Here is a 24,145-nt window from a genome sequence, read left to right as displayed (position 1 = left end):
CGTCCTACAATTTTGGCGTTTCTGGTGTCTTTTATTTTCTAATACGCCATGATAATAATAGTGTCTGAATGATTATTAGCCGCATTAAACAGTTAAGATGATGGAAATAATTTAAAAGGAGACTTACTGTTTTGGAAGCAAAGTCTATTAAATTCTATGAATTTGGTAATCCCGAAGACGTATTAAAATTTGAATATAAAAGTGTCCACACTCCTAAGGATAATGAAGTGCTTGTACGTATGATAGCAAGACCAATGAACCCTTCTGATTTAATTCCCATTAAAGGTGCATATTCTCACCGTATTCCGTTACCTAATATTCCTGGTTATGAGGGCGTAGGTATTGTAGAGGAGATTGGTCCATTAGTATCTCAAGACCTTATTGGTAAGCGTGTCTTACCTTTACGAGGTGAAGGTACTTGGCAAGAGTTTGTGAAAACAACAGCAGACTTTACCGTGCCGATACCGGATTCTATTGATGACTTTACAGCTGCTCAGATGTATATAAACCCAATAACAGCCTGGGTGATATGTGTGGAAGAATTAAAATTAAGGCCAAATGATGTCTTATTGGTAAACGCATGTGGTTCTTCTATTGGGCATATTTTTGCTCAATTATCTAAAGTAATAGGCTTCCGGTTAATAGCTGTAACAAGAAATGAGAAATACACAAAAGATTTACTAAGACTCGGTGCTTCTTATGTTATTAACACCTCTGTCAATCCATTGCATGAAACAGTGATGGAATTAACCAATGGACTCGGAGCCAAAGCAGCCATTGATTCTATAGGAGGTCCCTCAGGCACTAATTTAGCATTTAGCGTTCACCCGACTGGAACCTTTTTAACTATAGGACTATTATCAGGAATTCAAGTAGACTGGGCACAAATCATAAATAAGGCAAAAGTAAACGCCAAAATATTTCATTTACGACATTGGAATAATAGAGTTTCGATAAGTACTTGGCAAGAAACATTTAATCAACTGATAACCTTAATCACTAATAAAAAGTTAAAACTCCAGAATGCAGATGCTCAATTCGACTTGATCAAAGTAAAAGAAGCAGTCAATTTTGTAGAGTCTTATCGATATCGGAAAGGAAAGGTTTTTCTAACCAACTGATAAGTATTGAACCTAAAAAAGAGTCGGATGAACAACAACGTTCATTCGACTCTTTTCATTATGACAATGCACTTGAAGGACTACTTGTATTTTTATTATTTCTCATATGTTGAATAAGTCCCAATATAATCAATACGACAAAGCCACTAATAGATACCAATAAATTGTTTGGATAAGCCATCGCAATGCCAGAAGCGAATAGTATGATTCTTTCTATCATATTCATCTTCGCGACAAAGAAATTCATTAAGGATGCACTGATGGCAACCATTCCCAAAATAGCTGTTATCAATACTGGTAATAAACTACCCCACGTCCAATCACCCTGTAACAATAATACCGGATTAGACACGAAGACGTATGGAATAATGAATGCCGCTATCGATAGCTTGAAGGCGACCACACCCGCTTTCATCGGATTGGCTTTTGCTATTCCCGCACCCGCGTATGCAGCTAAACATACAGGTGGCGTAATATCAGCAACGATACCAAAATAAAAAACAAAGAAATGAGCTGCAATCAATGGTACATCAAATGACATAAGAGCTGGTGCTGCTAATGCTGCTGTAACCACATAGTTAGCGGTTGTTGGTAAACCCATACCTAGCAATAAGCAAGCAATCATCGTGAAAAATAATGTAAGGAAGAAGCTCCCTCCAGAAAGTTCAATTATACCTCCCGTAATCTTTCCTCCGAGCCCTGTCATCGTAACAATCCCCGCAATGATACCTGCAGTAGCACATGCCGCAATAACTGGCAGAGCCACGCGTGCACCTTGTTCTAAAACATCCAAAATCGCTTTAGGACTCATTCTTGTATCTTTCCTAAATAAGCTGACAATAAAAGCTGTCGCAATTCCCCATAGAGCAGCAGTGTTCGCAGTATAACCTAAATATAGTAAACCAATGATTACGAATAAAGGAGCTAGGAGATCTAATCTTTTAGCAATCCCTTTAAATGGTGGCAATTGGTCTTTAGGCAACCCATGAATACCTTGTTTTTTTGCTTCAAAGTGAGCCCCTAAAAATACGCCTAAAAAATATAAAATAGCAGGAATTAATGCAATAATGATAATTTCTTTATAAGCTGTTCCCGTATTACTCGCCATAATAAAAGCTGCTGCTCCCATAACTGGCGGCATAATTTGCCCACCCGTCGACGCTGATGCCTCAGTCGCAGCGGCAAATTCCGGCTTAAACCCTGCCCGCTTCATCATCGGAATGGTAAAAGACCCCGAACTCACTGTATTTGCAACAGAAGAACCCGTCACCATTCCTTGTAATCCACTTGCTGCTACAGCTGCCTTGGCTGTTCCTCCTGTCATCCTACCAGTTGCACTAAAAGCTAAGTCATTAAAGAATTTCCCAATGCCCGTTTTAGTCAACATCACACCAAAAAATAAGAACAGAAAAATGAACGTAGAGGAAATTCTTAGCGGTGTGCCAAATATAGCCTCTGTATTAAAAAACATACTTGTCATCAATCGATCAAAGGTAAAACCCGAATGTTGAAATGCTTGGATAGGAAACACATATCCCAATAGGCCATACAGTAAGGCGACAATGGCAATAATAACAATCGGTAAACCTACCGCTCGGCGAGTTGCTTCTAATACTAATACAACACCTAAAGTGGCAACAATAATATCAAGCGTAGAATATCCTAAAATTTTGACTTGATTACTAATTAAACGTTCATATTCAAACACGATATAAAAATTAACAGTTAAACTTAATAAAGCCAGTACTCCATCATACCAAGGGACTCCTTTCTTTTTGACCATTGAACTTTTGAAAGGATATAAGATAAAAATAATGGAGAGCCCACCTGCTAAATGAACCGCCCCTTGAATTAAAGTGACATAAGGGCCCTTTAGCGCTGTATACAGTTGGAATAAAGTTAAGGAGATTGCCAGAATCGTAACAATCCACGCCCACTTATGTAAGTTCGTTCGAAAGTTTGATTCTTTATCATATTTTTTTAATATGTCTTCAGAATCATTAACTGTTACTTGAGACATAATCATTCACCGCCTTCGAAAGAATAAAAAGGCTGGACAGCATGATGTCCAGTCCCCTTTACACATGTTCTTTTAATCCATATAGCCTTTTTCTTTAAAGTATTTCTCTGCACCTGGATGAATGGGTAAACCTTCTGAACCATTCATGATATTTTCAGGGTCCAAAAACGTCCCTTGCGGATGCGTAATGTCACCTACATTTTCATATAGTCCCTTAACAATTTCATAACCAAGTTCTTCTGAGATCTGGTCAGTAGACCCTACTAAAATCGCATAAGCAGTAATAGCTGTGACTGGCTCTTCAAGAAAGTCGTAAGAATCAGCAGGAATCTCAATTTCTCCATATCCAGACGTCTCTAGAATCGTTTCTAGTGGTTTTCCTTCCACTGGTAAGAGAACAACATCACGCTGAAATGATAATTCATCTATGCTACTAGCAGGTAAACCAAGTAAGCCAAATGATGCATCTAATTGACCATCTTGAATTTTAGCCGCTGCATCCCCAAATCCTTCTTCATATGCTTCATAGTCACCATCTTGTAAACCATAAGCCTCTAAAATGATTTTAGCTGCAGCTTGTGTTCCACTTCCCGCTGGTCCGATAGCTACTTTTTTCCCTTTTAACTCCTCAATGGAAGTAATTCCTGTATCTTCAGTCGTGATAATTTGCATAACCTCAGGATAAATATGTCCCATAAATCCAAAGTTATCTACTTTTGCTCCTTCAAATTCACCTGTACCCTCAGCCGCTTCTAATGCTGGGATGTGAACCGTCATACCTAGCTGCATTGTACCTTGAAAAATGCCGCCAATATTTTCAACAGATGCACCTGAAGCAACAGCACTGACATTAAATCCATCTGCTTCCACGTGGTTATTCATCACCTGTGCCATTTCTTGGCCAAGTGGATAATATGTCCCACCTGTACTACCTGTTCCCATTTGCAAATCTGTTAATGCTTCTGTTTCTTCACCTGAAGCACTATCATTAGAATCGCCTGAATTCCCACAGGCACCTAAGAAAATGACTAAAGCAGAAAGCAAAGCGATCCATAACCATTTCATATTTTTTTTCACAAAAGAAGCCCCCTTCTCTTTCTAGTTATTTAGTCTCTCTATCGACTCCCCTATTATTTAAGCAAATATCACACAATTTGTCAAAGTATTTAGAAATATTACAATAATAATTAATGTATGTTAATTTATACTTGTTTATTACCTAAAATTCACAAATGATGAGAAATGATGAATGACTCTTTAAAGGTGATGAACTAGAAGATAAGTTAAAGAAGGACCCTATGACACATTAGAAATTTTCTATAGCTGAACTTAATAGTAACTTCATATAGTAGACTTCTGCCTGATGAACATTCGCAGCCTCATCATTTTTGATATAAAAAGTTCATCTTATTAAAATGTAATTCACTTTATTATTCGTCAATGCTTAACTTTGATCACCTAATTTGGCAAGGTAATCAATTAAGAAGTGTAAAACAATTAGCGGAATAATTGATCCTAAAATAATATAGAGACATGAAAATAAAAAACCTATAATAGAAGTTCTTACAACTCCTACCCACACTCCTTGATAGGTATGTGCTAATCCAAATATAAAAGATGCAGCAATAATGACTCCCCATATTGATAAATTAGGAGATAAATAGGATAGTGCAAAAATCAAGAAACCTCTATAAAGAACTTCCTCCGTTATCGCCGCACTCAATGAGACAAAATTCCACACTTTTTTCTCTTTATCATTTACTGGCAATATCGGAGTAAACTCATAATTCTCCATTTCCCCCGCTTTTTTTAGGGATAGTTCACGCCTAATCTTAGAACTTAAATAATAACCAAATATATAGTACAAAACTAAACAAAGATAAAATACTCCTAAGATTAAAATGATGTAACTGAAAACAGTACCTAAAACAGAAGTATTAAGTTTCAGTGATGTGAAGCCTATTTGCCCTAAAGACAGTTCTGTCAGTAAAACCAAGCCAAGCATGAAAATGATGGGTAGCCATGATCCATATATTATTTTGTAGTAGTACTTTAATCTTACATTCTCTTTTATCCGTACATCCTTTTTGAATTTCTGAAAGTCTAAGTATCCCATAATCGGATCATAAAGCAATAAGGTAATTAAAATAAGCCAAAATCCAATTTCCATAATTTATCCTCCTTGATAGATTGTGAATTAATTTTAACAACTCACGTTACGTGAGATACAAGGGGGAAATTAATATGAGGTAAATGGATTGTACTTAGATTGGATGATTTAAAAAACGAATTCATCTTCGTTTTATGAAGAGCTTGTTTCTCAAACATATTCTTGCAAGATTGAACAATATAATTATTTATCCTTGATCCTAGAACACTTTAAATTCATATTTAGGCATAAAAAACTCCTTGCTCCTTAAGAACAAAGAGGGTTAACATTTATATAAGAAGTATATTACCATTTTGCGAAGTGTTATATGGCTACAAAAATGTATGAAAAAGGATTTTTTATTCCAATAAGTCTTTCCGCTTAAAGAGTTGTACGGTTGCGATGAGTACGACGATAATAATAGCAATAGTTATAATAAAAGCTAGTAAGAAACTAGAATCTAGTTTTCCTGACAGCAAGACCTGTCCTGTGTGCTCAGTCATCGTAGCCGGACTCCATTTCATATACTTTCCTAGAAGGGATGTAACTGTTGAAATGGCAAAGATCACAAATATTGTAACAAAAGCAACACTACCATTTCCTTTCATTATCGTACTAAAAAAGAGCGTCAATGTAACAACAAAAACTAACCATATGCTGTAGATCACTACACTTTGAAAAATGCGCTCAAAAGCGACTGTTTCAATGAGTAAGCTCGTATAATACCAAGAAGCTACATATCCGATAAACAATGAAACGAGTGTAATTGTAAGTAACCCAGCCCATTTAGATAATATATATAAGGAATAAGAAACTGGTTTAATCATGACCATAGCTGCTACTCCACTTTGTCTTTCTTCGGAAACAACACCCATTGCACTCAAAACAAGAATAAGTACACCAAGCATCCCATAATTAGATAGAACATTCATTAATACTTCAGCCCCAGTTGGAGTAGGCATTTCAAGGATTGTACCTTCTGGAAGACCGCCAAAAGTGTCCAAAATTTCCGGCATATAATACGAACTAACCGGCTGCATAACACCTAGCAAAATAAACACAATTGGAATCCATAAAATTTTATAATTCCGCACCATTTCCGTTATTTCTTTTTGATAAAGAACAGTCCATTGCGTCATGCCTTCACCACCTTGACAAATAAATCTTCTAATGTTGTTTGAGAAATCTCGAACTTACGAATCGGAAGTTTTCTATCCACAATATCTTTTAATAATGTCTGCTTTCCATTTACCATATCTTTTAATACGATGCTGGTTTTATTACCTTGAATGTTTACTTCAGATACAAAGCTATAACTCGCTATGCTCTTTAACCAATCAACAGCTGGTGATTCGAATTCGATTTGTAAAATAGGTTGCCGATACTCCTCCATGACACTTCCCAGGCTACCTGATATCGCAATTTCCCCAGCATGCATGATAAGAATGTCATCACTTATTTCTTCTGCATCGTGAAGGACATGAGTTGAGAAAAGAATGGTTGTTTCCTCTTTAATCTCTCTCATCATGTCCAACACTTCCCGTCTCCCAAGTGGGTCGAGTGCAGAAACAGGCTCATCTAAAATAAGTAATTTCGGACGATGAATGAGTGCCTGCGCCAATCCGAGGCGCTGCTTCATTCCACCAGAATAACCTCCTATTTTTCTTTTTTTTGCATTCGTTAGACCCACTCTTTCAAGTAATTCCTCACTCCGTTTTTCTGCTTCCTTACGATTCATTTTTGCCAATTGTCCTGCGAAAACAAGAAACTCCTTTCCGCTCATCCAATTATAGAAAGCAGGATATTGAGGTAAATACCCAATATACGGCCTTAAATCCTTTGGTTTTTCCCCTTTAAAATTAATACTGCCGGAAGTCGGTGCCAACAATCCGGATAGCATTTTTAATGTCGTTGTCTTTCCTGCTCCATTTGGTCCAAGTAATGAAACGCACCTGCCTTCTTCAATATGAAAATTGATTCCTTTAACAGCAGCATTCGTATTTCCAAAACTTTTTACTAAATCGCTTGCCTTTAATAATTCCATTAATCATTTCTCCTTCCAACAACCAAATAAAGCACTGGCCCTATTATGCCGATAATGAGAATAACAAGAACCCACAACCATTTTGGTCCGTTTGTTTTTTCTTCTTTAATACAAGAAACTAATGCGATAAACATAAGAATTAATTGTAAGACAATGATTGGCGCAAACGCTCCCCATGGGATTCCATTTAACAGTTCATTCATTTTTTCTCCTCCAAACTGTTTATTTATCCTTAATACGATTACGTTTGCCTATTCGTTCACTCACGAAAAAAAAATCTCAGGAATTTGATCCTGAGACCTTTCTTTTAAATATTTTTCTTGCAAAAATAAGATAGATAATAAGATACGTTGGAAATTGAATAAGACCTAAGAAGCCCCATAGCCAAGCATTGTGTCCTCTTTTTCGCGCATCCCAAAACATCCATGAGCTCTGGCAAATCAGAATGAACGCAATCACAAGCCATAACCAAAGTGATATGCTACCTAGTTCATTTGAGTTCATTCATTACTGACCTTCTTTCTAGTTTTGTTAAGAGCGACGGGCAGTAAGATAATCCCCACAAGCTGAAAATAAAGAAAAAGAATTGGCTGGCGATAAACGACAGCAATCACAACTGAAAGCACTAATACTGCAACAGAGATAAACGTGAGGAGGTCTTTCCATTGTTTTTTTCGTATTCTTTTTTTCTCTAATTCAACATTCTGTTGAAACCATTGTAAGTTTGGAGTAGATACTGGATTCCATTGATCCAGTTTTTCTAAACCATCTGTTAATTGCTTAACCGTTAATTCCTCTTCATCATCCAACATAGAATTACTATTTTTAGAATCATAATCCTTCAAGATCAGCCAACTCCTTTCGTACATTTTTTAGACCATTTGAAACTCGAGATTTTACTGTTCCTTCTGCTAGACCCATCATTTTCCCAATTTCCCCATATGAATATCCGTAATAATGCTTTAATACGATTGGCATACGTATTCCCTCATCAATTTGGGCAAGTATATCAAGTACATCTGCCCAATCTTCATTCATATTTGCTGCATTCCATTTCATTTTTCGGAGCACTTGTTCCTGCTCTAGCCAGTTATTCTCCAGCTTCTTTCTCCGCTTTTGATCGATGAAAAGGTTCGTTGCGATTGTGATGAGCCATGAGGAAAACTTTGATTCACCATTATACAGTTGGATTTTTTCAATACACTTCATCATCGTCTCTTGTGTTAAATCTTCTGCGACTTGTGGATGAAGGGTAACTTTCATTAAATACTTTACGAGGAACGAATAATTCTGTTGTAGCAGCTTCGAAAGCGCCAATGTATCTCCTTTTTTCGCCTTTCGAATTAAGTCCTTTTCATCCATGAGATCTACTCCATACAATAATAATCTATATGTAATACGATTAACTGGGAAGAATCGTTCATTTTCAAAATAAAGAATTACAAAAAAACGTTTAGCCAACTATTAGTAATTATTATGACCATAGATTTTGCCAAAGGAATCAATTATTGACTGCATTAGCTTAGGCATAGTTTCCCCTTTTGGATCAAACATAGTTTTTAAAGGTACACGTTGCGAGACTTTTTTGTTATATTACTTTTCATGACCGAATCTCAAGCAAAGTTTTAAAAAAGGAAACTTGTAAAAAAGGATCCCGAGCATCGTTTTTCGATGACCAGAACCCTTTTAAACTTAGGCCTCAATTTTATCTTTGAAAAGATTTACACTATCAATCTTAGGTAATTTACGTAACACAGAACTACTTAACCAGTAAACGCTAAAAATTATCATAGAAATACTACAGATCATAATAGCAAGTGCTGGTGTAAATGTTTCACCTAGAAACCCTCCTATAAGTGAACCTAAAGGCATTCCCAAAGCTGATGCACTAGTTATCAAGGTCACTACCCTACCAATGTACGCAGTTTCAACCTGTTTCTGTATAGCAGAAAATATTAGCAAATTCAGTATCCCTATTGATATAGCACCTGCACTAAATAAAATGGTCGATGGTATAAGTGGCAATGTTGCTGTACCCATCCACATGATTCCTGAGCCAATAAATGCCACTATAATTAATTTCCCAAAATTAATTTGTTTTAATCTTGGAGTAATGATAGTTCCAATCATTATCCCAATAGACATGGAAGCTAAATAAAAACCATACGCAGCTTCAACACCATTACTTTTTAGAAGAGAGAATGCGGGTAAATTTGTTGTCATAATAACCATCGCAATGTTTATGAAGATAATAGAAAAAATCATTTTCGGAATCAATGAGTCTTTAATGTAATTAAAACCTGCTTTTAAGTCCAGAAAATAGACACTAGAAGCCGCTTTTATAGAGCTTGATTTTTCCTTGTTAACCGATGGTTGATCGAAATTGAAGAAGGCGTAAGAGATAGAAACTAATAATATACAGGTTGCAGTGATCGAAATGGCCGGTATTGTTCCAACAAATGTTATGATAATCCCTGCCAGTGCTAAAAATGCAATGTCCATCGCTTCCCGAATCGTTTGTAAATAAGAATTGGCTTCAATAATATTGTCCTGTCCTACGATGATCGGCAATATGGTTGATTCAATAGGATACGTAAATTGAGTAAATAAGGCAGTAATAAATAACATACTAATTACATACCAAACGTTTATTCCAATCGTATAGTGTAAAACTGGGATCGTAACTAGTAAAATCGCTTTTATAAGGTTACTGTAAACTAAACCATTTTTATACTTAGCATAATTCGCTAATGGAGCAATTAAAAATGCCAATGTGCCTGCAAAAGATATGGCAAAAAATGCGAATCCAGAATAAAGAACGCTTCCACTCAAATGTAAAACAAGCAACATGCCCGCAACAGAGTATATACCACTTCCTACTCCGTTTATTAAAACACCTATTATTAGAATAAGAAAATTTCTTTCTAACATAAATGGCTTTAATTTATTCTTCACTTTTTTCCCCCTCATTAATATGTTTTTTAATTAGATACTCAATAGAATATGATAATTGTTCTTCTTCATCCCTTTCTTTGAAAGACAAGTGTCCATATTTATAAAAAAGCTTTTCTATATCTTTGCTTAATTCGTTAACAAGCTTTTGAGAAAGATAAACAGTTGCCATTTTTTGCTCAACATGTTCTGGAGGTGTTTCCTGCTCTGGGTTTGTGAAAGTTACGGCCTTAGACTTATAATATTTTTCTACTATCCCCTTATCAGTATTGACACTGTCTACTTCTAGAATTTCATGTTTTACAAGTTGCTGGATGTGATAATAAATGGTACCTGGGTTCTTCTTTAACAGATCGGCTGTTTGTTTCGGTGTCATAGGCTTTTCATATAGTAATGCAATGATCCTTGAACGTAATGGATTGGAAATGGCCTTTTGTTGCTTCCAATTAATTTTCATTATGGTCACCTCTAATTATTTTTAAAAGTAAGAATATTTGGATTTGTAAATTAATTTAAGAACACAATACAATTGTTAAATATAAATGTCAATACATTTTTGGATACTATTTCCAATTATTTCTTTAAACTAAATTGGATAATCCATAGACACTAAGTATTCAAAGCGATATTACGTGCGCTCAAGATGGACAGTAAAATACGTGTCAGTTCGACTAGGCAAAATCCTTCACGGTAATTTCAGCAACTGAACGAAATCGAAATCGATATTATTTTTGAAGAAAAAATTTCTGGAGCAACAAATGATCGTGAGCAACTTCAAAAAAATTGTTTGAGGATTTACAGAAAGCGACATTATTTATGTTACAGACTTAACTTAACTCGGATTACTCGTAGTACGGAGGATTTATTTGAATTAATTGATGATATAAGAGGGGAAAAAGTGTATTTGATAATAAGTTAAACCGTTTTAAAGGAACTTTCTGAAGGCGAGAAACCCATCTTTACAGTCTATAATCAGTTAAAACATGAAATGGATTATTGTCGATTGGCTTACTTAAATGAAAAGCTAGAGAGGATTTTATCTAAAGAACCCGGAGCTGCCTCAAATAAATGTTCACGCCTTCCGGCACACACATGCCAGTTTGTTGTTTGCTGCTGGTGCTTCCATCAAAGATGTACAAGCTCGGCTCGGACATATAGATATTCAAACCACGATGGATATATACACTCATGTGACCGATGAAGCGAAGGAGAAAACAGCCGAGATGTTCCAAAAGTACATGAAATTTTAGCTTGGGATATTCGTATTCAACTCCAAATTTGGACATAAAAAATCCCTCCCTGCTCATAAGAGCATAGAGGGCAAAACCTTGGTATATAAGGTTTATTAACGTTTTGAGAACTGAGGTGCACGACGAGCGCCTTTAAGACCGTATTTTTTACGTTCTTTCAACAGTAAACATAATTACCATTATATGGAATTTAATAAACCGCATTAAATCAACATTTCCCCTCTTTTTTGTATCGAGGGATTGTAACCGATTTTTCGTAAAGGGTATTCAAGGGGTATTCAAAAAGAACTTTAAAAAACATATACGCTGGCAGGCTATGTAAAGGAAGATGATTTAATTATATTATTTATGGTTCATCAATGCTTCAGCAGAAACCTACCAAATTACACAATACTTATAGACGAATAATTTGATTAAAATGTGATGATATTCCTTTTTACGACGTTTCCATTACCGTGGCTCCTTAAACTCTTAGTCTATAACTATCCATTACTTTTTAACAAATACTCCCACACCTTCCTCAGCTTCAACTCACTCCTTGTGAATAATCGGAATATAGTACTTCTTACTATAGAGTATTATGGTGTAGGATTTTCCACTTAAGTTTTTTTGAAATTTAGGTTATCATAAAGAAGAGGTGCCTAAAAATGTTTACAAGTGAATTATGTTTACAAGAAAAATTTATTGAACTTAAAAGAGATGAATTAAAAGAAAATGAAAAATTTTTATCTGAATTTAACGCTAGGTTCGGCAATGTAGATATAGTTCAAGTGATTGTCGATGATGCTCATCTAATGAATTATGAACAAGCAAATTTACTTTCCAATTATCAATTTGCAAAAGTTATTGGATATCTACACAAAAAAGGTGTTAGAACTTTTGATTATATCGCAAAACGCACTGATTATGATGGTAAGGTCCTGTCATATTTGTTATCTAAATTAGCAAAAGCCAATATCATCAAAGAAGTCACACCCAAAAGGTATATTATTTCACATGAATTTCAATTTCCAGTCTTACAGTTCATTTCATTTGAAGCTAAATTAACCAATTGGAAAAAAGCAATAATTCAAGCAACAATAAATAAGAAATTTTCTTCATACTCCTATGTTGTTTTACCCTTCGAATTAGCAATAAAATTACAAAAAAACCAAATTCATTATTTCAAAAATCAAAATGTAGGGTTAATTGGGGTTTCCAAAGATAGGATAGACTATATTTATAAACCGAATAAAGATCGAGTAAAAATAAATATAAACCCTTCCTTTATCAGTAGTGTTGCTAAATATCAAATTGAGACTTCTATTTTTTCAATTGAAACAGGGTGAAGGAGCTATTAAATTATATATTAATAGCTCCTTTTTATATTAAATAAAGATAAAATTATCATTCTTAAATCGACTCAAAGAATTAAGATAATTTCGAATGTGTCTATTATTAATTCTTTGCAACGTTTCCGATTCATTATAGTGTTTTATATTTGAATCTGCTGTATTGAGAAGTTGTTCTACAAAACTAATTTTCTCCTCAATGCTACCTTTTTCTGTAATAGCATCTACAACTTGTTTTAATGATTCAAAATATTGTTCGTATATTTCATTAAAGCTTATGTCTTCTATATTTCCTACTAAAATTTTTTCGTCTAATTCACATCCAGTAAGAATCTTTCCATATAACTCCTCTTGAAGATGATCAGGGACACTTAAAATTTCTTCTTCAATGGCAAGTTCAAACAACATTTTCATTGAGGTGTATCTCTTTTTTTGCCTTCCCATACCGTCAACTGGCTCTAATCCCTTTTGTTCTTTATTAAAATTTCTCAAGGAATAAAACCAGCCTGTACCAACTGCATCCGCGCCTACTGCAAAATACACTATACTTTCAATTCCAGAGTAACCTATTACTACTTTTAAACCCAAGTTCTTTAGGTCATAAATCAATTGCAACATACCATTTAAACGAGTTGGATTAAAATCATGTCTGTGATTATTATTTTTTTCTCGATCTATCGTAATATAAATCCCATCAAATTTATTTGCAATATCACTAAAGTCATCTAAAAAATCCGTGATATACGATTTATTCTCAAGTGCTGTTTCATTAAATATAATTGAAACAAACTTACCTTTATCTACTTCTTTTTCTTCAAGTTGTTCATAAAAGATTTCCCATGTATCTAAAAGCTTATCAACTATCCTGTCATTAAAACTATATAGATAGAGGGATGGCGCCATTATTACATCCACTTCAAAGCCTAATTGAAAATCTATAGACTTTTCGACTAAGGTCTCTAGGTTATCTGTACTTCTCAAATAAGCTCTATCTATGTCTTTCTCCGGAAAGTACTCTAAATCATTTAACCTTTTAGGAATAGAAGATGCAAACTGTTTATAATATACTTTCAGATCTACCATATGCTTAACTGAAGAATAATTTTCATCATTACTACGTATTTCTTTAATTCTTTCTACTCTTTCTTCACGCGGATCCCAAATTACTCCATCTATTAATTGACTTAATAACAAGCGTTCTAACTTTGGCTTCCATGATGGACCATGCTGAGCAAAAATCATTTATTCATCCTCCTTACCTATTAAAGCCTCTAATTCATGTAACAAATTGTCTAAATCTGCCCATCTTCTAGAACGCTGTTCAACAGCAAGCCTAGCAATTATTTTACCAAATAAATTTAATGACCTAGAACTCGGGTCTTTACTTTTCCATATCTGAAAAATATAATGTATATCCCTTTTATTTTCTCTATCAAGATACCTTGTTTGTGGCAGAAATATTTCTGTAGCTATTAAACCCACTGCAAATAAATCAGTTCTAAAATCCCATGTATAATCAGATGTTCTTTTAGATTGTTCTGGTGCCATATAATAAGGTGTTCCTATCACTGCTCTTGTAGCTGTTAACTTCTCTTCTTCGTTTGATTTTACAAGACCTGCATCGATTATTTTAAATTGGCCTTGATGATAGATGATATTTCGAGGCGTAAGATCTCTATGTACATAACCTGCATCGTGCATAACCTTTATTTGATTAACCATTTGGAATAAAAACTGCAAAACTATATCGATACCCTGTTCTTTATGGTATAGCTCACTTTTATCTAAAGTTTGCCCCTCAAATTTGGTTTCAAAATAGTATATAAAGTGATTATACTGCTTTGTGTATATCTGATAATCATCCATAATTTCTAATTTGGGTAAAATTGCACATTTTTTTGAAGCCTTTAGCTCCCTAATAACCCTTTTGGAATTAGCATCAATTTCATATGCCTTTTCCTGCTCTAATTCAGAATCCGATAATTCATTCCAAGCATATCTTTGATGCGCTTGATAAGGAGACACATCAACAAATTTAAGTATTCCATTCTTTCTTGGGTCAAAAGCCACCTCAAACACTTGCCGTTGACCACTTTTAGGTAGTTTACTAAAGGATATTGCGGTTAGCCCATGAAGAGCTAATACTTCTCTGACATCAGATTCAGTTATAATATATTCTTCCATTTTACTCTCCTTTACAATAATATAAATATCAAATTATCCGCATTGTTCATATATCCTTATTCTAACATCATTACCAATAAAAAAGATTATTTTTACAATTTTTTCCTTATGACCTAGACAATTGCCCTGCTCTCGTCATGTATTTTTTCTCTACTTGTAAGAGTTCTCTCAAACCATAACTATATGAAAATTCATAAACGGTTCTATTTCTACAGCTTCACTTAGGGTCTATATTAGTAAACATTTGGTGAAATAAAAAAGCCATATAACCTCTATAAACCCTTTAATATCAATGTTTATAAGGATATGTGACTTTTGGCATTTTTCAGGAGAGACATATCACTATTAAATTATCGATTATCTCGTAATGACCTGACGTAAAAAGTGTAGAAATAAAACTTATCATTAGGCTACTTTGTCATTCTATTTATCTAATTGTATACTCAAGCTTAGTAGCTCCCCAATCTTTTCTATAATCCTTTTTGTTTCTTTCAGTGCCGGAAGTGGTACAGAAATACTTCGAATTTATCTAGGTTCAGATTAGCTGTGCTGAACCCTCCGACCCCGCACGCGAAATATCATAGTTAAACCATTGAAAATAAAGGATATAATTTCTGTAAATATCATCATCAATGATATTTTCTAAATTAGCACACGCTTGATTAATTGCTGCATTTACTAATAATTCTGAAATTTGACCTCTTGTTTTACCTTGCACATACCGTTTCATGTGGTATGGGTCTTTTTTTGGCTTAAAGTACATCATGTGAAATACCGTAACATATGACGTAACGCGTAGCGTATGAAATATCATGTGAAATCAGATACGCACGAAATACACATGGAGATCCCTGTTTATGGTATATCGCATGGTGTGTGATATGTTGTGTGAAATACGATTCGGTATATCGTAATGAAAGTCTCGTGCGCATGACGTTTCAGATGGTGTGTAAAATGCCATGCGACATATCGTGCATAGGGTCATTTTAAATAATCAATATTTTATACGGTACGACATGATATCTGGTATACCATGTCACATTGTATATGGAATGATATGCGACATGATGTGAAAAACCGAAGGAGTGTTGCGAAATCGCAAACGATCTACATAGTAAAACATGAACTTGTAATTAAGAGAGATAGTATTATGGCAGATTATCAATATATTGGATTGACAGCGTATATTTATATAAAAGGAGACTTTGGAGACAAATTAAAATACCTGACAACGGGGCTAGAAAGCCTCCAAACGCGTCGGAGTGCCTTATGAAAACTATAGCCCAGTGTTGTTTAGATTTTTGTACGACAATGAATCCGTTTGTTACACAGATGATTTAGAATTACCAATACATACGCCTTATGCCTATCAACATGTACAAGCTATTGGCAAAAAAATTAAGGAAAACCCTTTGATAAAGCTTTATGTTCCGGCTGTAGCCAAGGATAATGGTAAGATAGAAACATTTATCTATAAAGCCCTGTATCCCGTGTTACAGAACCTTTTTGGCCGTGCCTTATGGAAGACGTCAATTTGCGTAAAAATAGCTAATCTAAGGTCTTTGGAGACGCTGGTGAGATGATTTTACGCTCTGTAATTGCTGAAGAACATGTTATTATCTAAAAAACTTGAACCGACAGCCTTTTGAGGCTTTGTCGGTTCTTTTTTTACCAGCAAATCATGAATTTTTGGGAGGAAACAGAGCCAATTCGTGCCTTCTCAGCGGGGTCCCGCGTCGGTCGATGGTCCTTCTTGCCTTCTCTCGCTATGCTCGTATAACCGCTCCCTCCTTCCCACTCGGAAAGCCCTGAAAGAACCTACATCCGACGAGCGCGGAGCCTTCCTCCGCTCGGTGGTCGTTCCTGCCTTCTTTAGCGCGCACTTTGTGCGTACAAAGAACGATTTTATGACATACAACCGCCTCGCGTCGTCCACGCTGTCGGACGCCGGGTCAATCTCCCGAGTATCATTTCCTGACGATCCGCTCCCCGTTCGGTACGCGTTTCTATCAACAAGACCTTATTTGTTTGGCAGCTTTGCCTACTCCATTTCGTGACAGCTCCCTGGACGCTTGTGAGCTAAAATCCCGCCCCGCAGCACGGCCCGAATTCTGCCCCTCGGCTGTCCGCTATCGGGGCAGAAACCGCGCCGGAAACCGCCCTGGAACTTGTCATACGCCGTATTGTCGGTTAGATGGCCGAGGGTCATCGGCGAACGCTATAGTGGCGCGGTTTATCGCTAGTCGGGTTCCTCGGGAACTCCCCAGGAGGCCGCAACGCCAGTCGCCGCAATGGATTGAGTGATCTATGAGATACGCGGAATTACGGTGCGGAGTAGGGGAAAGAGCATAAGGGGGACGTATGACAAGCTACGCTTGTTAGTCAGCATAGCTGACCGTCCCCCTTACTGCGTCGACCGTCATCTTCCTCCGAAGATTCCTAGTTACTCGAAGATTGCTGCTTCATTTCGGGAAGACCAATGGGCTTCGCCCGCTATGCATTCCCGCCAAGCACTAGCGGCTTTGTCGTATATAAATGAAAAGAAAATCTGTACGTACAGCTATCTGAGAGGACGGACAGTAATTACTTATCTTCGATGATTCCATAATCATGCTTCTAGCACACTTCACAAAGTAGAATGACAAACAGAAGAAGGGAAAATGAAAATATGAAAAAATATAGGATAATAAAAGAAACGATAGAAAAAGAAGTAGTGGAAAAAACGATTTGCAATAAATGTGGAGACACTGTTAATCATACTAGAACTGAATTTGAACGAAATGAACAGGAAGAAGAATTTTCATCCTTCTCAATCACCTTCGGATACAGCAGCAAAAGAGATGGTAATACATATTCGTTCGATTTATGTGATATTTGTTTTCAAAAGATGGTGGATGTGCTAAAAATTGCTCCAACAATTGATGAAGGATAAAAAGCTTGAAATAACCCCTTCTTTCCTACCTTCTATGATATGTAATTCTACATGCCCAATCTCCCCTTCATTTTTTAATTAAAATGATGTATCTAGAATTATATATGTATGAGGTTAAGAATTTTGAAATGCAAATGAATCAATTACGTATAGAAAAAGTCTGTGTGGCAAATTACCAAGTAATCATAAATACAGGATTTTTTAGAACTTTTTTCAACTAACGCCCCGATTAGTTGAAGTATAAGAATCTTTTAGACTAAGTTCTCTACTAAGTCCATATTCCAATCTAATTTAGTAGTCACTTATATGTATTTTTTCTACCTCACTCACAATTTAAGTTCGTATCCCAAGAATCAAGAAATTTTCAGATAAAAATTTCAAACTTAGAAACAGACTTCTAAATGTGACTCATACTTTTATTACGAAAACATATTTAAGAACCCTTATTATTTTTTGAATTTTTGACAAATTAACCTCAAATCATTGGTTCAGAGGTTTCGAATCCATTCCATTCGGAACTTGTTATTCAAAATCACAAGATGAAGAGAAAAACAAAAATTAGAATCTAAATGCGTACTGTTACTGACACCCTATATTGACCAGAAATTGACGGAACCCTTTGTCCGTAATCTGACGGAAATATTCCCGTATATCTGTTGGCGTAGATATACATTATGGGAGGCGTCCTTTTCCTTTCTCCAGAATTGCAAATGCCGAAATGTTCCGAATTATATACGGACATTATAATCGTCTAATCCTGGACAGGCAATACCGTCAACTTTCGGCCATTTTGGGATGGCAATAACAGCGTACATTAAAGTTCAAAATAAAAAACTGCGTAGAATTTTAAATGACAATGGTTTTAGTCCTAATGGGAAGCTTAGAATTGCTAGCTTCCCCTAAGATCCTACATCGTTTAGCTCTAGATAAAGTTTTTATCACCTTTGTCCGATAAAAAATACCCGTCTCGTTCAAGTTTCAGCAGACAAGAGAGCTTCTATCATCAAGGTGGAGTTTAAATCATTCATTCTCTACACCACAAATGATAATTCAACATTCGAGTTCCTTATTATTCATTTCTCCATCGATTCTTCATGAAGTTCACCTTTAATGACAAGTTTAATATCTTTTAACTCTTAAAGAAATATATGTAGACATAGGCTAAGACTACTTTGAAAAAAGAGACAGCAATCCATTGTGCGACAATCACTACGAAGACCTGTTAAGTTACAATAATCAGAAGCTTCATGACCCAGTCTAAATTCCTACAATAGATTATCGAATAAGGTGCTCTCCCCTTTCTTTAAAATGAATGAGCTTCGTCTACTTCAGTATTGCCTTTTTTTCCAATTACAGAATTTAATTTTCAGGGTAGTTTAAATTAAGGAAATTATTTTTCTTGTACAAAGCCTAACTCATTCCCATCTAAATCACATATTGTAAATTTCTTTGAACCCCAGGGTGTTGAAAAAAGTTCTTCAGTTACAATTACTTCATCCTTGATCTTGTTCCATAAAATTTCCACATTCTCAACATCGAAATTAAATCTTCCTGGAGAAGGATAATTCATGTCTTCCATAATAGCAAAAACAGCACCGTCTAATGATTCAAAATGAGCATAGTTGGGTTCTTCAGGTGGCCAGGTCCCAGCAACTATGAACCCCAACTTATTTTTATACCAGTCTAATGATTCTCTCAAATTTTTCACATTTACTCTTACGTGAGTTAATTTCGTTTTCATTATATTACCTCCCTCAATAAAGTTTAATTTTCTTCCGAATACTCCCTAATTCTTAAAATTTTATTTACACGCAATTAGTAAATACACCTTGGAAATGGACAGAGATTTATTTTTTGCATTTTCTAACGTATCAAATACTATTCTAACCACAAAATTAGTATATTTTGTTAATTTAACTGTGCTTATACATCTTCAAAGAGAGCCTACGGGCGCTAACCCTCCCATGTCTCACCGATTGGAAATCCTCCAATTCCTTCGTTCAACGTATCCATGAAGCGGAGGCCGGATAAGCTCATATGATTGGTCACAAGCCCGTATGAAGAAAATAAACTCCGATTCTGCACTATTAGTGTTTGTCATGATGAATCCCTTGAGTCATTCGAAATTCCTTTACCCTTTCTTTCACGGCTTGATATGGAGCCGTAGGCATGATAACCACAATTGGCATAGTCAAGTTTTTTAAAACCTTTCCCCTTAGCAGGGGAGTCAACTCCGCCGAAGCTCCATGTCAAACCATATTAGGATTAAGCGTCCTGTAACGTTTTGTTTGAGTATATCTCTAAATAATTTGAACCTTCAAATTCACACTGTTTTTGGGCTATGATATTTTATACCAATTAAACCTAATTAATTTGTTCTTGTTGATACCTGAAAATACATCCATTTGTTCTAATATACCACTCTTATGAATTGATAAAATTTGTATTATCTATTAACCATCTCACACTTTGTTCATAAATATCAGGGGTACACTGATGCCCCCTATAAGGTAATTCAAGGTATTTAAAATTAAGCTGTTTACTATTATTATTTGAATAAGTTTTTAAGCTAGAAACAGTATCTCTTACCAAACTAATTGGTATTGTAAAATCCATATTTCCATTTATCATTAAGAGTCTAGAAGATTGTAAAAATTCAGGGTTATCATAAGGGTCATATTTAGTGAAAAATTCCGAACATAATAAACCTGTTTTTTGAAAGTACTGCTCTCCAAATCCTTTTTGAAATTTGTTAAAAGAATTTCTTTTTGATAACTCTTTTATTCTCCCACTACCTAATAAGGAAACTATATTGCTAACTTTACTGTTATATGAAGCTAGGCACAAACATACTAATGCTCCTAATGAAACACCGATTAAACTTATTGTTGAACCTTTATTTGATATTTTGTTAATAATTTCACTGATTTTTTCTACAGATAAATACACTAACTCATCCAATTTAAGAGGTATTTTATTTCCATCTTCACCATGTCCATATAAATCCACTAAAATACACTTAAAACCTTGTTGTGCTAATAGAAATGCAGTTTGTAACTCGTATTCTTTCCTTTCAAGTAGTTTATGTAAAATTATTATGTATCCCCTGTCCATATCTTGTTTATAACAACTAACCATTATACAATGATAATCAGCAATGCTTAGTTTTTTAATTACCGGAATATTGTTATTCCACACTATATCCCCTCACGTTCAAATTATTTTTAAAGAAAAGTCCTTTTTGGAAAATTTTATACTAAAAAACAAATTTATTAATTATAGTTTAAAGTAATTATTGAGAAAACATTATTAGATAACCTTCAGGATCCTCGATAATAAATTCTTTGGCTCCGTACCATGTCTCGTGTAATTCTTTTAGAATTGGAACTGAGTTTTCTTTGACAGTTTTATATAAATCCTCAATATCTGTTGTTTTAATATAGTTAATAGATCCAACTCCGAATTTTTCAGTTAGTTTGAAATAATTATTCATATTAGGATTGTTTTTAGATAGACTTTCTAAAGTTTCTAACATAATTTGAACATTCTCGTTTTGTAAAATAGTGAATTCGGGATTATCTTTATTAGGCACTGCTGTGATTACTTCAAAATTTAAAAAATCGCAATAAAATGATATCATTTCTTTCATATTTTTAACCGCTAGGATTTGTCCTGAGAATTTCATTATAAAACACCTCTTTAATAAATTTTTATTATAAAACTAATTTTAGTCAATTTCACAACAACTCATTTTAAATATAATAAAAAGAACGACTAATAAAATATCTTAATTAATTCCTTGTTAAATTATCAATCGTTCAGGTTTTTTTCTATGAACTCGATTCATTTATCTAATTTTTGATTTTTTGGAAGATAGCAATGTAGTGTCCGATTTTACTTTCTTTGAGATTATTTTCATTCAGATTTACTTTTTGTTTATGATATATCTCATCTCCAGTATCTTCAATATAGTAAAACTCTACACTTTTATAACCTTCTCTGGTAAGAAGCTTATTGAATGTAAAAGGAGTGAAATAATGATTTACCCCTCTAAATAATACTCTAGTTGGAGCTTCAAAAGAAACCAGAAAATATCCATCTTCTTTTAAAAGTCTGTTCATACTTGTAATATTTCGGCTTGGTAAAGGGGAACGATTTAAAACATCCCATAGTGAAATAACATCAAAGAAGTTATTAGGAAAATTACATTCATGCACATTTGTATGAAAAGATTTAAAGTCGAATTTATCTGAACAATATTCATATGCTAACTTTGAATCTTCAATTCCATATCTATTCCAATCACTTGATGAAAGTGTATTCAAGAAGGTCCCGTCATTCATTGCAACATCTAATATTGTACCTTTTGTAACATGACTCTTTAATAAACTCATTCCAAAAGCGAAAAGGTTTAATCTAGAGTTCTTATTTTTACCTTGGAGCGGTTTGAATTTTCTATGTTCGTAAAGTGTCTCAATGGTTTTATTTACTCTAGGATTTAAAAATGTTAGGGAACAATTTGAGCATGTAACAATTGATGTAACATCCCCAAAAAAACCTTTTTTTTCCTTGAATAATATAAATTCTTCATTGTTACAGATATCACAAGGATATAATATTTTATTCAATCTCTCCTTCTCCTTTTTTTTCTTTTTTTATCAGAATATAAGAAGTAGGTAATCCCTTAATGGCTTCTTGTTCAACTACCATCCATCCTAAGGATTCTAGCCAACTTCCTATTTCATTAAGTGTGTAATTAAACCTGTTGGAGTGGTTTCCCATCCAATCTAACGATGCAAAGATAGGTAAAAATGTTTCTTCATTTAATTCTTCATCTAAAAAAAAGTCATGAATTATCACAAAACTTTCTTCTTTTGGATTGAATGGTATCTTATTTAATAGATGTGATATTTCTTCTAAAGAATAGAAATGGCAAATATTAGAAAGAAGTACTAATTCATATTTTCCTGAAATTGGATCACTCATAAAATCATTATGAATAAGTTTAAAATCATTCAGTACATTCTTTTCCATTAGCCGCTGCCTTGTAATATTAATAATTTCTTCTCTATCAATCAGTGTCCCTACTAAATTACTGAAAAGTTTCTTAAAAGTTAGTGCATAATCGCCAGGACCGCAACCTAAATCCAGAAAATTAATAGGTCTATTCTTATCGAAATATTTCAATAGTACTCTGCCCATTTTAAGAGCTGGATAATAAGTTCCAGAACTCATTGCATTGGTATAAATATTTTTCTCAGGAAAATCAATTCTTTTAGGTGATTCTCCAGTTAATAAATCTAGGATTACTTCATTTAAATTTCTTTTATTTCTCATTGTTCTTTCAAGTTCAATTAGACTATTGATCGAGTTTTTTGATTCCTTATTTAAATATGGAAAAGCACTAGGAGTGACATGGTATCTATTATTTTTATCAATTTGTAACAGATTAATGGCCACAAGAGCTTTTAGTATTATCTCCAAAAAATCATTATCAAATGTAAGCTCTTTTGATAACTCGCTACTTGTTTTAGGTTCATGTAATTTTGAAAATAGGTCAATCTTTATTGAAACAAACATTAATTCAGAAACTTTATATAAATTCGTCAAATTCATTATCCTATTTGAATTCCACTCTTTATGAAAAATATTCAACTATTTCACCTCCTTTATTCTTCATAAAAATTTTAAAACAATTTTTCACAAGCTTTAGTTGGTCTATCAGTAGGGTATCCATTTTTCTCCCTATATATTTTCCTTTCTTTTGTAAATTCCCACCATTTCTTACCTAAATCACCATTATTAGCATAATTTATAACTAACCTTAATTGATCTTCTACACAAGGATCTATCCAACACCCACATCTTTTCTCCAATAGATCTGTAAGGTGTGCCCCATCTTGGTCTTTTATATCTTCTAAGGAATAAAAACCTAGCTTAATAATATTCGATGCGAGTTTAGGTCCAATAGAAGGAATTTGTTGAATTTTTGCATGAGCAATAATTTTTTTAGAGCGTTTTACTGAAGTTTTTAGAATTTCTGATAAATGCATCTCAGATATTTCAGGAATCTGGCTTAATTTTATTTTATTTCTTCTAAGTTCCCTTTTTTCGAATTTTTCTAATGGTAATTTCAAAGACTTTGTCATTTATACTCATCCT

The 24,145-nt window shown here is 34.3% G+C and carries 22 protein-coding genes and 3 pseudogenes; 5 read left to right on the top strand and 20 right to left on the bottom strand.

The genetic code is table 11. The annotated features are described in order from the left end of the window. The first annotated feature begins 131 nt into the window (after nt 1–131). Nucleotides 132–1,121, top strand: coding sequence for a zinc-dependent alcohol dehydrogenase family protein (locus LCM23_RS21615; RefSeq protein ID WP_224938737.1), 990 nt, complete (start codon nt 132–134; stop codon nt 1,119–1,121). A gap of 58 nt (nt 1,122–1,179) precedes the next feature. Here the strand turns inward: LCM23_RS21615 and LCM23_RS21610 are convergent, their stop codons facing one another. The 10 genes from LCM23_RS21610 to LCM23_RS21560 form a co-directional block, all read right to left on the bottom strand. Continuing rightward, a complete protein-coding gene (locus tag LCM23_RS21610; protein ID WP_224938736.1) occupies nt 1,180–3,141 on the bottom strand; it encodes a TRAP transporter permease in 1,962 nt (653 codons plus the stop codon). A 72-nt stretch (nt 3,142–3,213) separates the two neighbouring features. Further along, a complete protein-coding gene (locus tag LCM23_RS21605) occupies nt 3,214–4,218 on the bottom strand; it encodes a TAXI family TRAP transporter solute-binding subunit (RefSeq protein ID WP_224938735.1) in 1,005 nt (334 codons plus the stop codon). A gap of 367 nt (nt 4,219–4,585) precedes the next feature. Beyond that, entirely contained in the window at nt 4,586–5,311 is a 726-nt protein-coding gene (locus LCM23_RS21600; RefSeq protein ID WP_224938734.1) for a CPBP family intramembrane glutamic endopeptidase, read from the bottom strand. A 338-nt stretch (nt 5,312–5,649) separates the two neighbouring features. Continuing rightward, nucleotides 5,650–6,429 (bottom strand): ABC transporter permease, encoded by a 780-nt coding sequence (locus tag LCM23_RS21595; protein WP_224938733.1) that lies wholly within the window; start codon nt 6,427–6,429, stop codon nt 5,650–5,652. Next, nucleotides 6,426–7,334, bottom strand: coding sequence for an ABC transporter ATP-binding protein (locus tag LCM23_RS21590; protein ID WP_224938732.1), 909 nt, complete (start codon nt 7,332–7,334; stop codon nt 6,426–6,428). Before LCM23_RS21590 ends, LCM23_RS21595 begins: the two co-directional genes overlap by 4 nt. Next, complete coding sequence (locus LCM23_RS21585) at nt 7,334–7,537, bottom strand: PLDc N-terminal domain-containing protein (RefSeq protein WP_224938731.1); 204 nt, start codon at nt 7,535–7,537, stop codon at nt 7,334–7,336. The genes LCM23_RS21590 and LCM23_RS21585 overlap by 1 nt, the downstream gene beginning before the upstream one ends. Before the next feature lie 297 nt (nt 7,538–7,834). After that, on the bottom strand, nt 7,835–8,179 hold the full coding sequence (locus tag LCM23_RS21575) for a YxlC family protein (RefSeq protein WP_224938729.1): 345 nt from the start codon (nt 8,177–8,179) through the stop codon (nt 7,835–7,837). Beyond that, on the bottom strand, nt 8,166–8,696 hold the full coding sequence (gene sigY / locus LCM23_RS21570) for an RNA polymerase sigma factor SigY (protein ID WP_224938728.1): 531 nt from the start codon (nt 8,694–8,696) through the stop codon (nt 8,166–8,168). The genes LCM23_RS21575 and sigY overlap by 14 nt, the downstream gene beginning before the upstream one ends. 330 nt (nt 8,697–9,026) lie before the next feature. Continuing rightward, entirely contained in the window at nt 9,027–10,289 is a 1,263-nt protein-coding gene (locus tag LCM23_RS21565; RefSeq protein WP_224938727.1) for an MFS transporter, read from the bottom strand. Next, entirely contained in the window at nt 10,279–10,743 is a 465-nt protein-coding gene (locus tag LCM23_RS21560) for an ArsR/SmtB family transcription factor (RefSeq protein ID WP_224938726.1), read from the bottom strand. The genes LCM23_RS21565 and LCM23_RS21560 overlap by 11 nt, the downstream gene beginning before the upstream one ends. Nucleotides 10,744–10,929: 186 nt before the next feature. Here LCM23_RS21560 and LCM23_RS21555 point away from each other — a divergent pair. After that, a pseudogene (locus tag LCM23_RS21555) lies at nt 10,930–11,193 on the top strand (recombinase family protein); the annotation flags it as partial. A 30-nt stretch (nt 11,194–11,223) separates the two neighbouring features. Continuing rightward, a pseudogene (locus LCM23_RS21550) lies at nt 11,224–11,536 on the top strand (tyrosine-type recombinase/integrase); the annotation flags it as partial. A 95-nt stretch (nt 11,537–11,631) separates the two neighbouring features. Here LCM23_RS21550 and rpsI read toward each other — a convergent pair. After that, nucleotides 11,632–11,697 (bottom strand): annotated as a pseudogene (gene rpsI, locus LCM23_RS21545) (30S ribosomal protein S9); the annotation flags it as partial. 486 nt (nt 11,698–12,183) lie between these two features. On the opposite strand from rpsI, the gene LCM23_RS21540 reads away from it, so the two are divergent. After that, nucleotides 12,184–12,864: a hypothetical protein gene (locus tag LCM23_RS21540; protein ID WP_224938725.1), complete on the top strand. Its 681-nt coding sequence runs from the start codon at nt 12,184–12,186 to the stop codon at nt 12,862–12,864. 39 nt (nt 12,865–12,903) lie between these two features. Here LCM23_RS21540 and LCM23_RS21535 read toward each other — a convergent pair whose 3' ends face one another. The 3 genes from LCM23_RS21535 to LCM23_RS21525 all read right to left on the bottom strand — a co-directional run bounded on the left by LCM23_RS21535 (nt 12,904) and on the right by LCM23_RS21525 (nt 15,781). After that, on the bottom strand, nt 12,904–14,109 hold the full coding sequence (locus LCM23_RS21535; RefSeq protein WP_224938724.1) for a hypothetical protein: 1,206 nt from the start codon (nt 14,107–14,109) through the stop codon (nt 12,904–12,906). Then, nucleotides 14,110–15,051: a protein kinase domain-containing protein gene (locus tag LCM23_RS21530; RefSeq protein WP_224938723.1), complete on the bottom strand. Its 942-nt coding sequence runs from the start codon at nt 15,049–15,051 to the stop codon at nt 14,110–14,112. Nucleotides 15,052–15,586: 535 nt separating this feature from the next. Then, nucleotides 15,587–15,781 carry a restriction endonuclease subunit S domain-containing protein gene (locus tag LCM23_RS21525; protein WP_224938722.1) on the bottom strand — a complete coding sequence of 65 codons (195 nt, stop codon included), beginning with the start codon at nt 15,779–15,781 and terminating at the stop codon, nt 15,587–15,589. Between the two features lie 1,938 nt (nt 15,782–17,719). On the opposite strand from LCM23_RS21525, the gene LCM23_RS21520 reads away from it, so the two are divergent. Then, nucleotides 17,720–17,983, top strand: a complete 264-nt coding sequence (locus LCM23_RS21520) for a hypothetical protein (protein WP_224938721.1) — start codon at nt 17,720–17,722, stop codon at nt 17,981–17,983. Nucleotides 17,984–19,373: 1,390 nt separating this feature from the next. Here LCM23_RS21520 and LCM23_RS21515 read toward each other — a convergent pair. The 6 genes from LCM23_RS21515 to LCM23_RS21490 form a co-directional block, all read right to left on the bottom strand. After that, nucleotides 19,374–19,724 (bottom strand): VOC family protein, encoded by a 351-nt coding sequence (locus tag LCM23_RS21515; protein WP_224938720.1) that lies wholly within the window; start codon nt 19,722–19,724, stop codon nt 19,374–19,376. 683 nt (nt 19,725–20,407) lie between these two features. Beyond that, the gene (locus LCM23_RS21510; RefSeq protein ID WP_224938719.1) at nt 20,408–21,181 is read right to left on the bottom strand and encodes an alpha/beta fold hydrolase; all 774 of its coding nucleotides are present in this window, start codon (nt 21,179–21,181) and stop codon (nt 20,408–20,410) included. Nucleotides 21,182–21,275: 94 nt separating this feature from the next. Further along, nucleotides 21,276–21,668, bottom strand: coding sequence for a VOC family protein (locus tag LCM23_RS21505; RefSeq protein WP_224938718.1), 393 nt, complete (start codon nt 21,666–21,668; stop codon nt 21,276–21,278). Between the two features lie 166 nt (nt 21,669–21,834). Next, complete coding sequence (locus tag LCM23_RS21500) at nt 21,835–22,611, bottom strand: methyltransferase domain-containing protein (protein ID WP_224938717.1); 777 nt, start codon at nt 22,609–22,611, stop codon at nt 21,835–21,837. Further along, nucleotides 22,604–23,638: a class I SAM-dependent methyltransferase gene (locus LCM23_RS21495; protein ID WP_224938716.1), complete on the bottom strand. Its 1,035-nt coding sequence runs from the start codon at nt 23,636–23,638 to the stop codon at nt 22,604–22,606. The genes LCM23_RS21500 and LCM23_RS21495 overlap by 8 nt, the downstream gene beginning before the upstream one ends. A 32-nt stretch (nt 23,639–23,670) precedes the next feature. Beyond that, entirely contained in the window at nt 23,671–24,132 is a 462-nt protein-coding gene (locus LCM23_RS21490; RefSeq protein WP_224938715.1) for a helix-hairpin-helix domain-containing protein, read from the bottom strand. Nucleotides 24,133–24,145 lie beyond the last annotated feature (13 nt).

The organism is Cytobacillus kochii, from assembly GCF_020171845.1.
GTDB classification, from domain to species: Bacteria; Bacillota; Bacilli; order Bacillales; family Cytobacillaceae; genus Cytobacillus; species Cytobacillus kochii.
This window is presented reverse-complemented; position numbering and strand designations above follow the sequence as displayed.

Excerpts from the sequence above, each read along its gene's own strand:
- LCM23_RS21610 (WP_224938736.1), bottom strand. The coding sequence starts at position 3,141 with ATGTCTCAAGTAACAGTTAATGATTCTGAAGACATATTAAAAAAATAT.
- LCM23_RS21600 (WP_224938734.1), bottom strand. The coding sequence starts at position 5,311 with ATGGAAATTGGATTTTGGCTTATTTTAATTACCTTATTGCTTTATGAT.
- LCM23_RS21595 (WP_224938733.1), bottom strand. The coding sequence starts at position 6,429 with ATGACGCAATGGACTGTTCTTTATCAAAAAGAAATAACGGAAATGGTG.
- LCM23_RS21590 (WP_224938732.1), bottom strand. The coding sequence starts at position 7,334 with ATGGAATTATTAAAGGCAAGCGATTTAGTAAAAAGTTTTGGAAATACG.
- LCM23_RS21585 (WP_224938731.1), bottom strand. The coding sequence starts at position 7,537 with ATGAATGAACTGTTAAATGGAATCCCATGGGGAGCGTTTGCGCCAATC.
- sigY (WP_224938728.1), bottom strand. The coding sequence starts at position 8,696 with ATGGATGAAAAGGACTTAATTCGAAAGGCGAAAAAAGGAGATACATTG.
- LCM23_RS21560 (WP_224938726.1), bottom strand. The coding sequence starts at position 10,743 with ATGAAAATTAATTGGAAGCAACAAAAGGCCATTTCCAATCCATTACGT.
- LCM23_RS21540 (WP_224938725.1), top strand. The coding sequence starts at position 12,184 with ATGTTTACAAGTGAATTATGTTTACAAGAAAAATTTATTGAACTTAAA.
- LCM23_RS21535 (WP_224938724.1), bottom strand. The coding sequence starts at position 14,109 with ATGATTTTTGCTCAGCATGGTCCATCATGGAAGCCAAAGTTAGAACGC.
- LCM23_RS21530 (WP_224938723.1), bottom strand. The coding sequence starts at position 15,051 with ATGGAAGAATATATTATAACTGAATCTGATGTCAGAGAAGTATTAGCT.
- LCM23_RS21525 (WP_224938722.1), bottom strand. The coding sequence starts at position 15,781 with ATGAAACGGTATGTGCAAGGTAAAACAAGAGGTCAAATTTCAGAATTA.
- LCM23_RS21520 (WP_224938721.1), top strand. The coding sequence starts at position 17,720 with ATGAAAAAATATAGGATAATAAAAGAAACGATAGAAAAAGAAGTAGTG.
- LCM23_RS21515 (WP_224938720.1), bottom strand. The coding sequence starts at position 19,724 with ATGAAAACGAAATTAACTCACGTAAGAGTAAATGTGAAAAATTTGAGA.
- LCM23_RS21505 (WP_224938718.1), bottom strand. The coding sequence starts at position 21,668 with ATGAAATTCTCAGGACAAATCCTAGCGGTTAAAAATATGAAAGAAATG.
- LCM23_RS21490 (WP_224938715.1), bottom strand. The coding sequence starts at position 24,132 with ATGACAAAGTCTTTGAAATTACCATTAGAAAAATTCGAAAAAAGGGAA.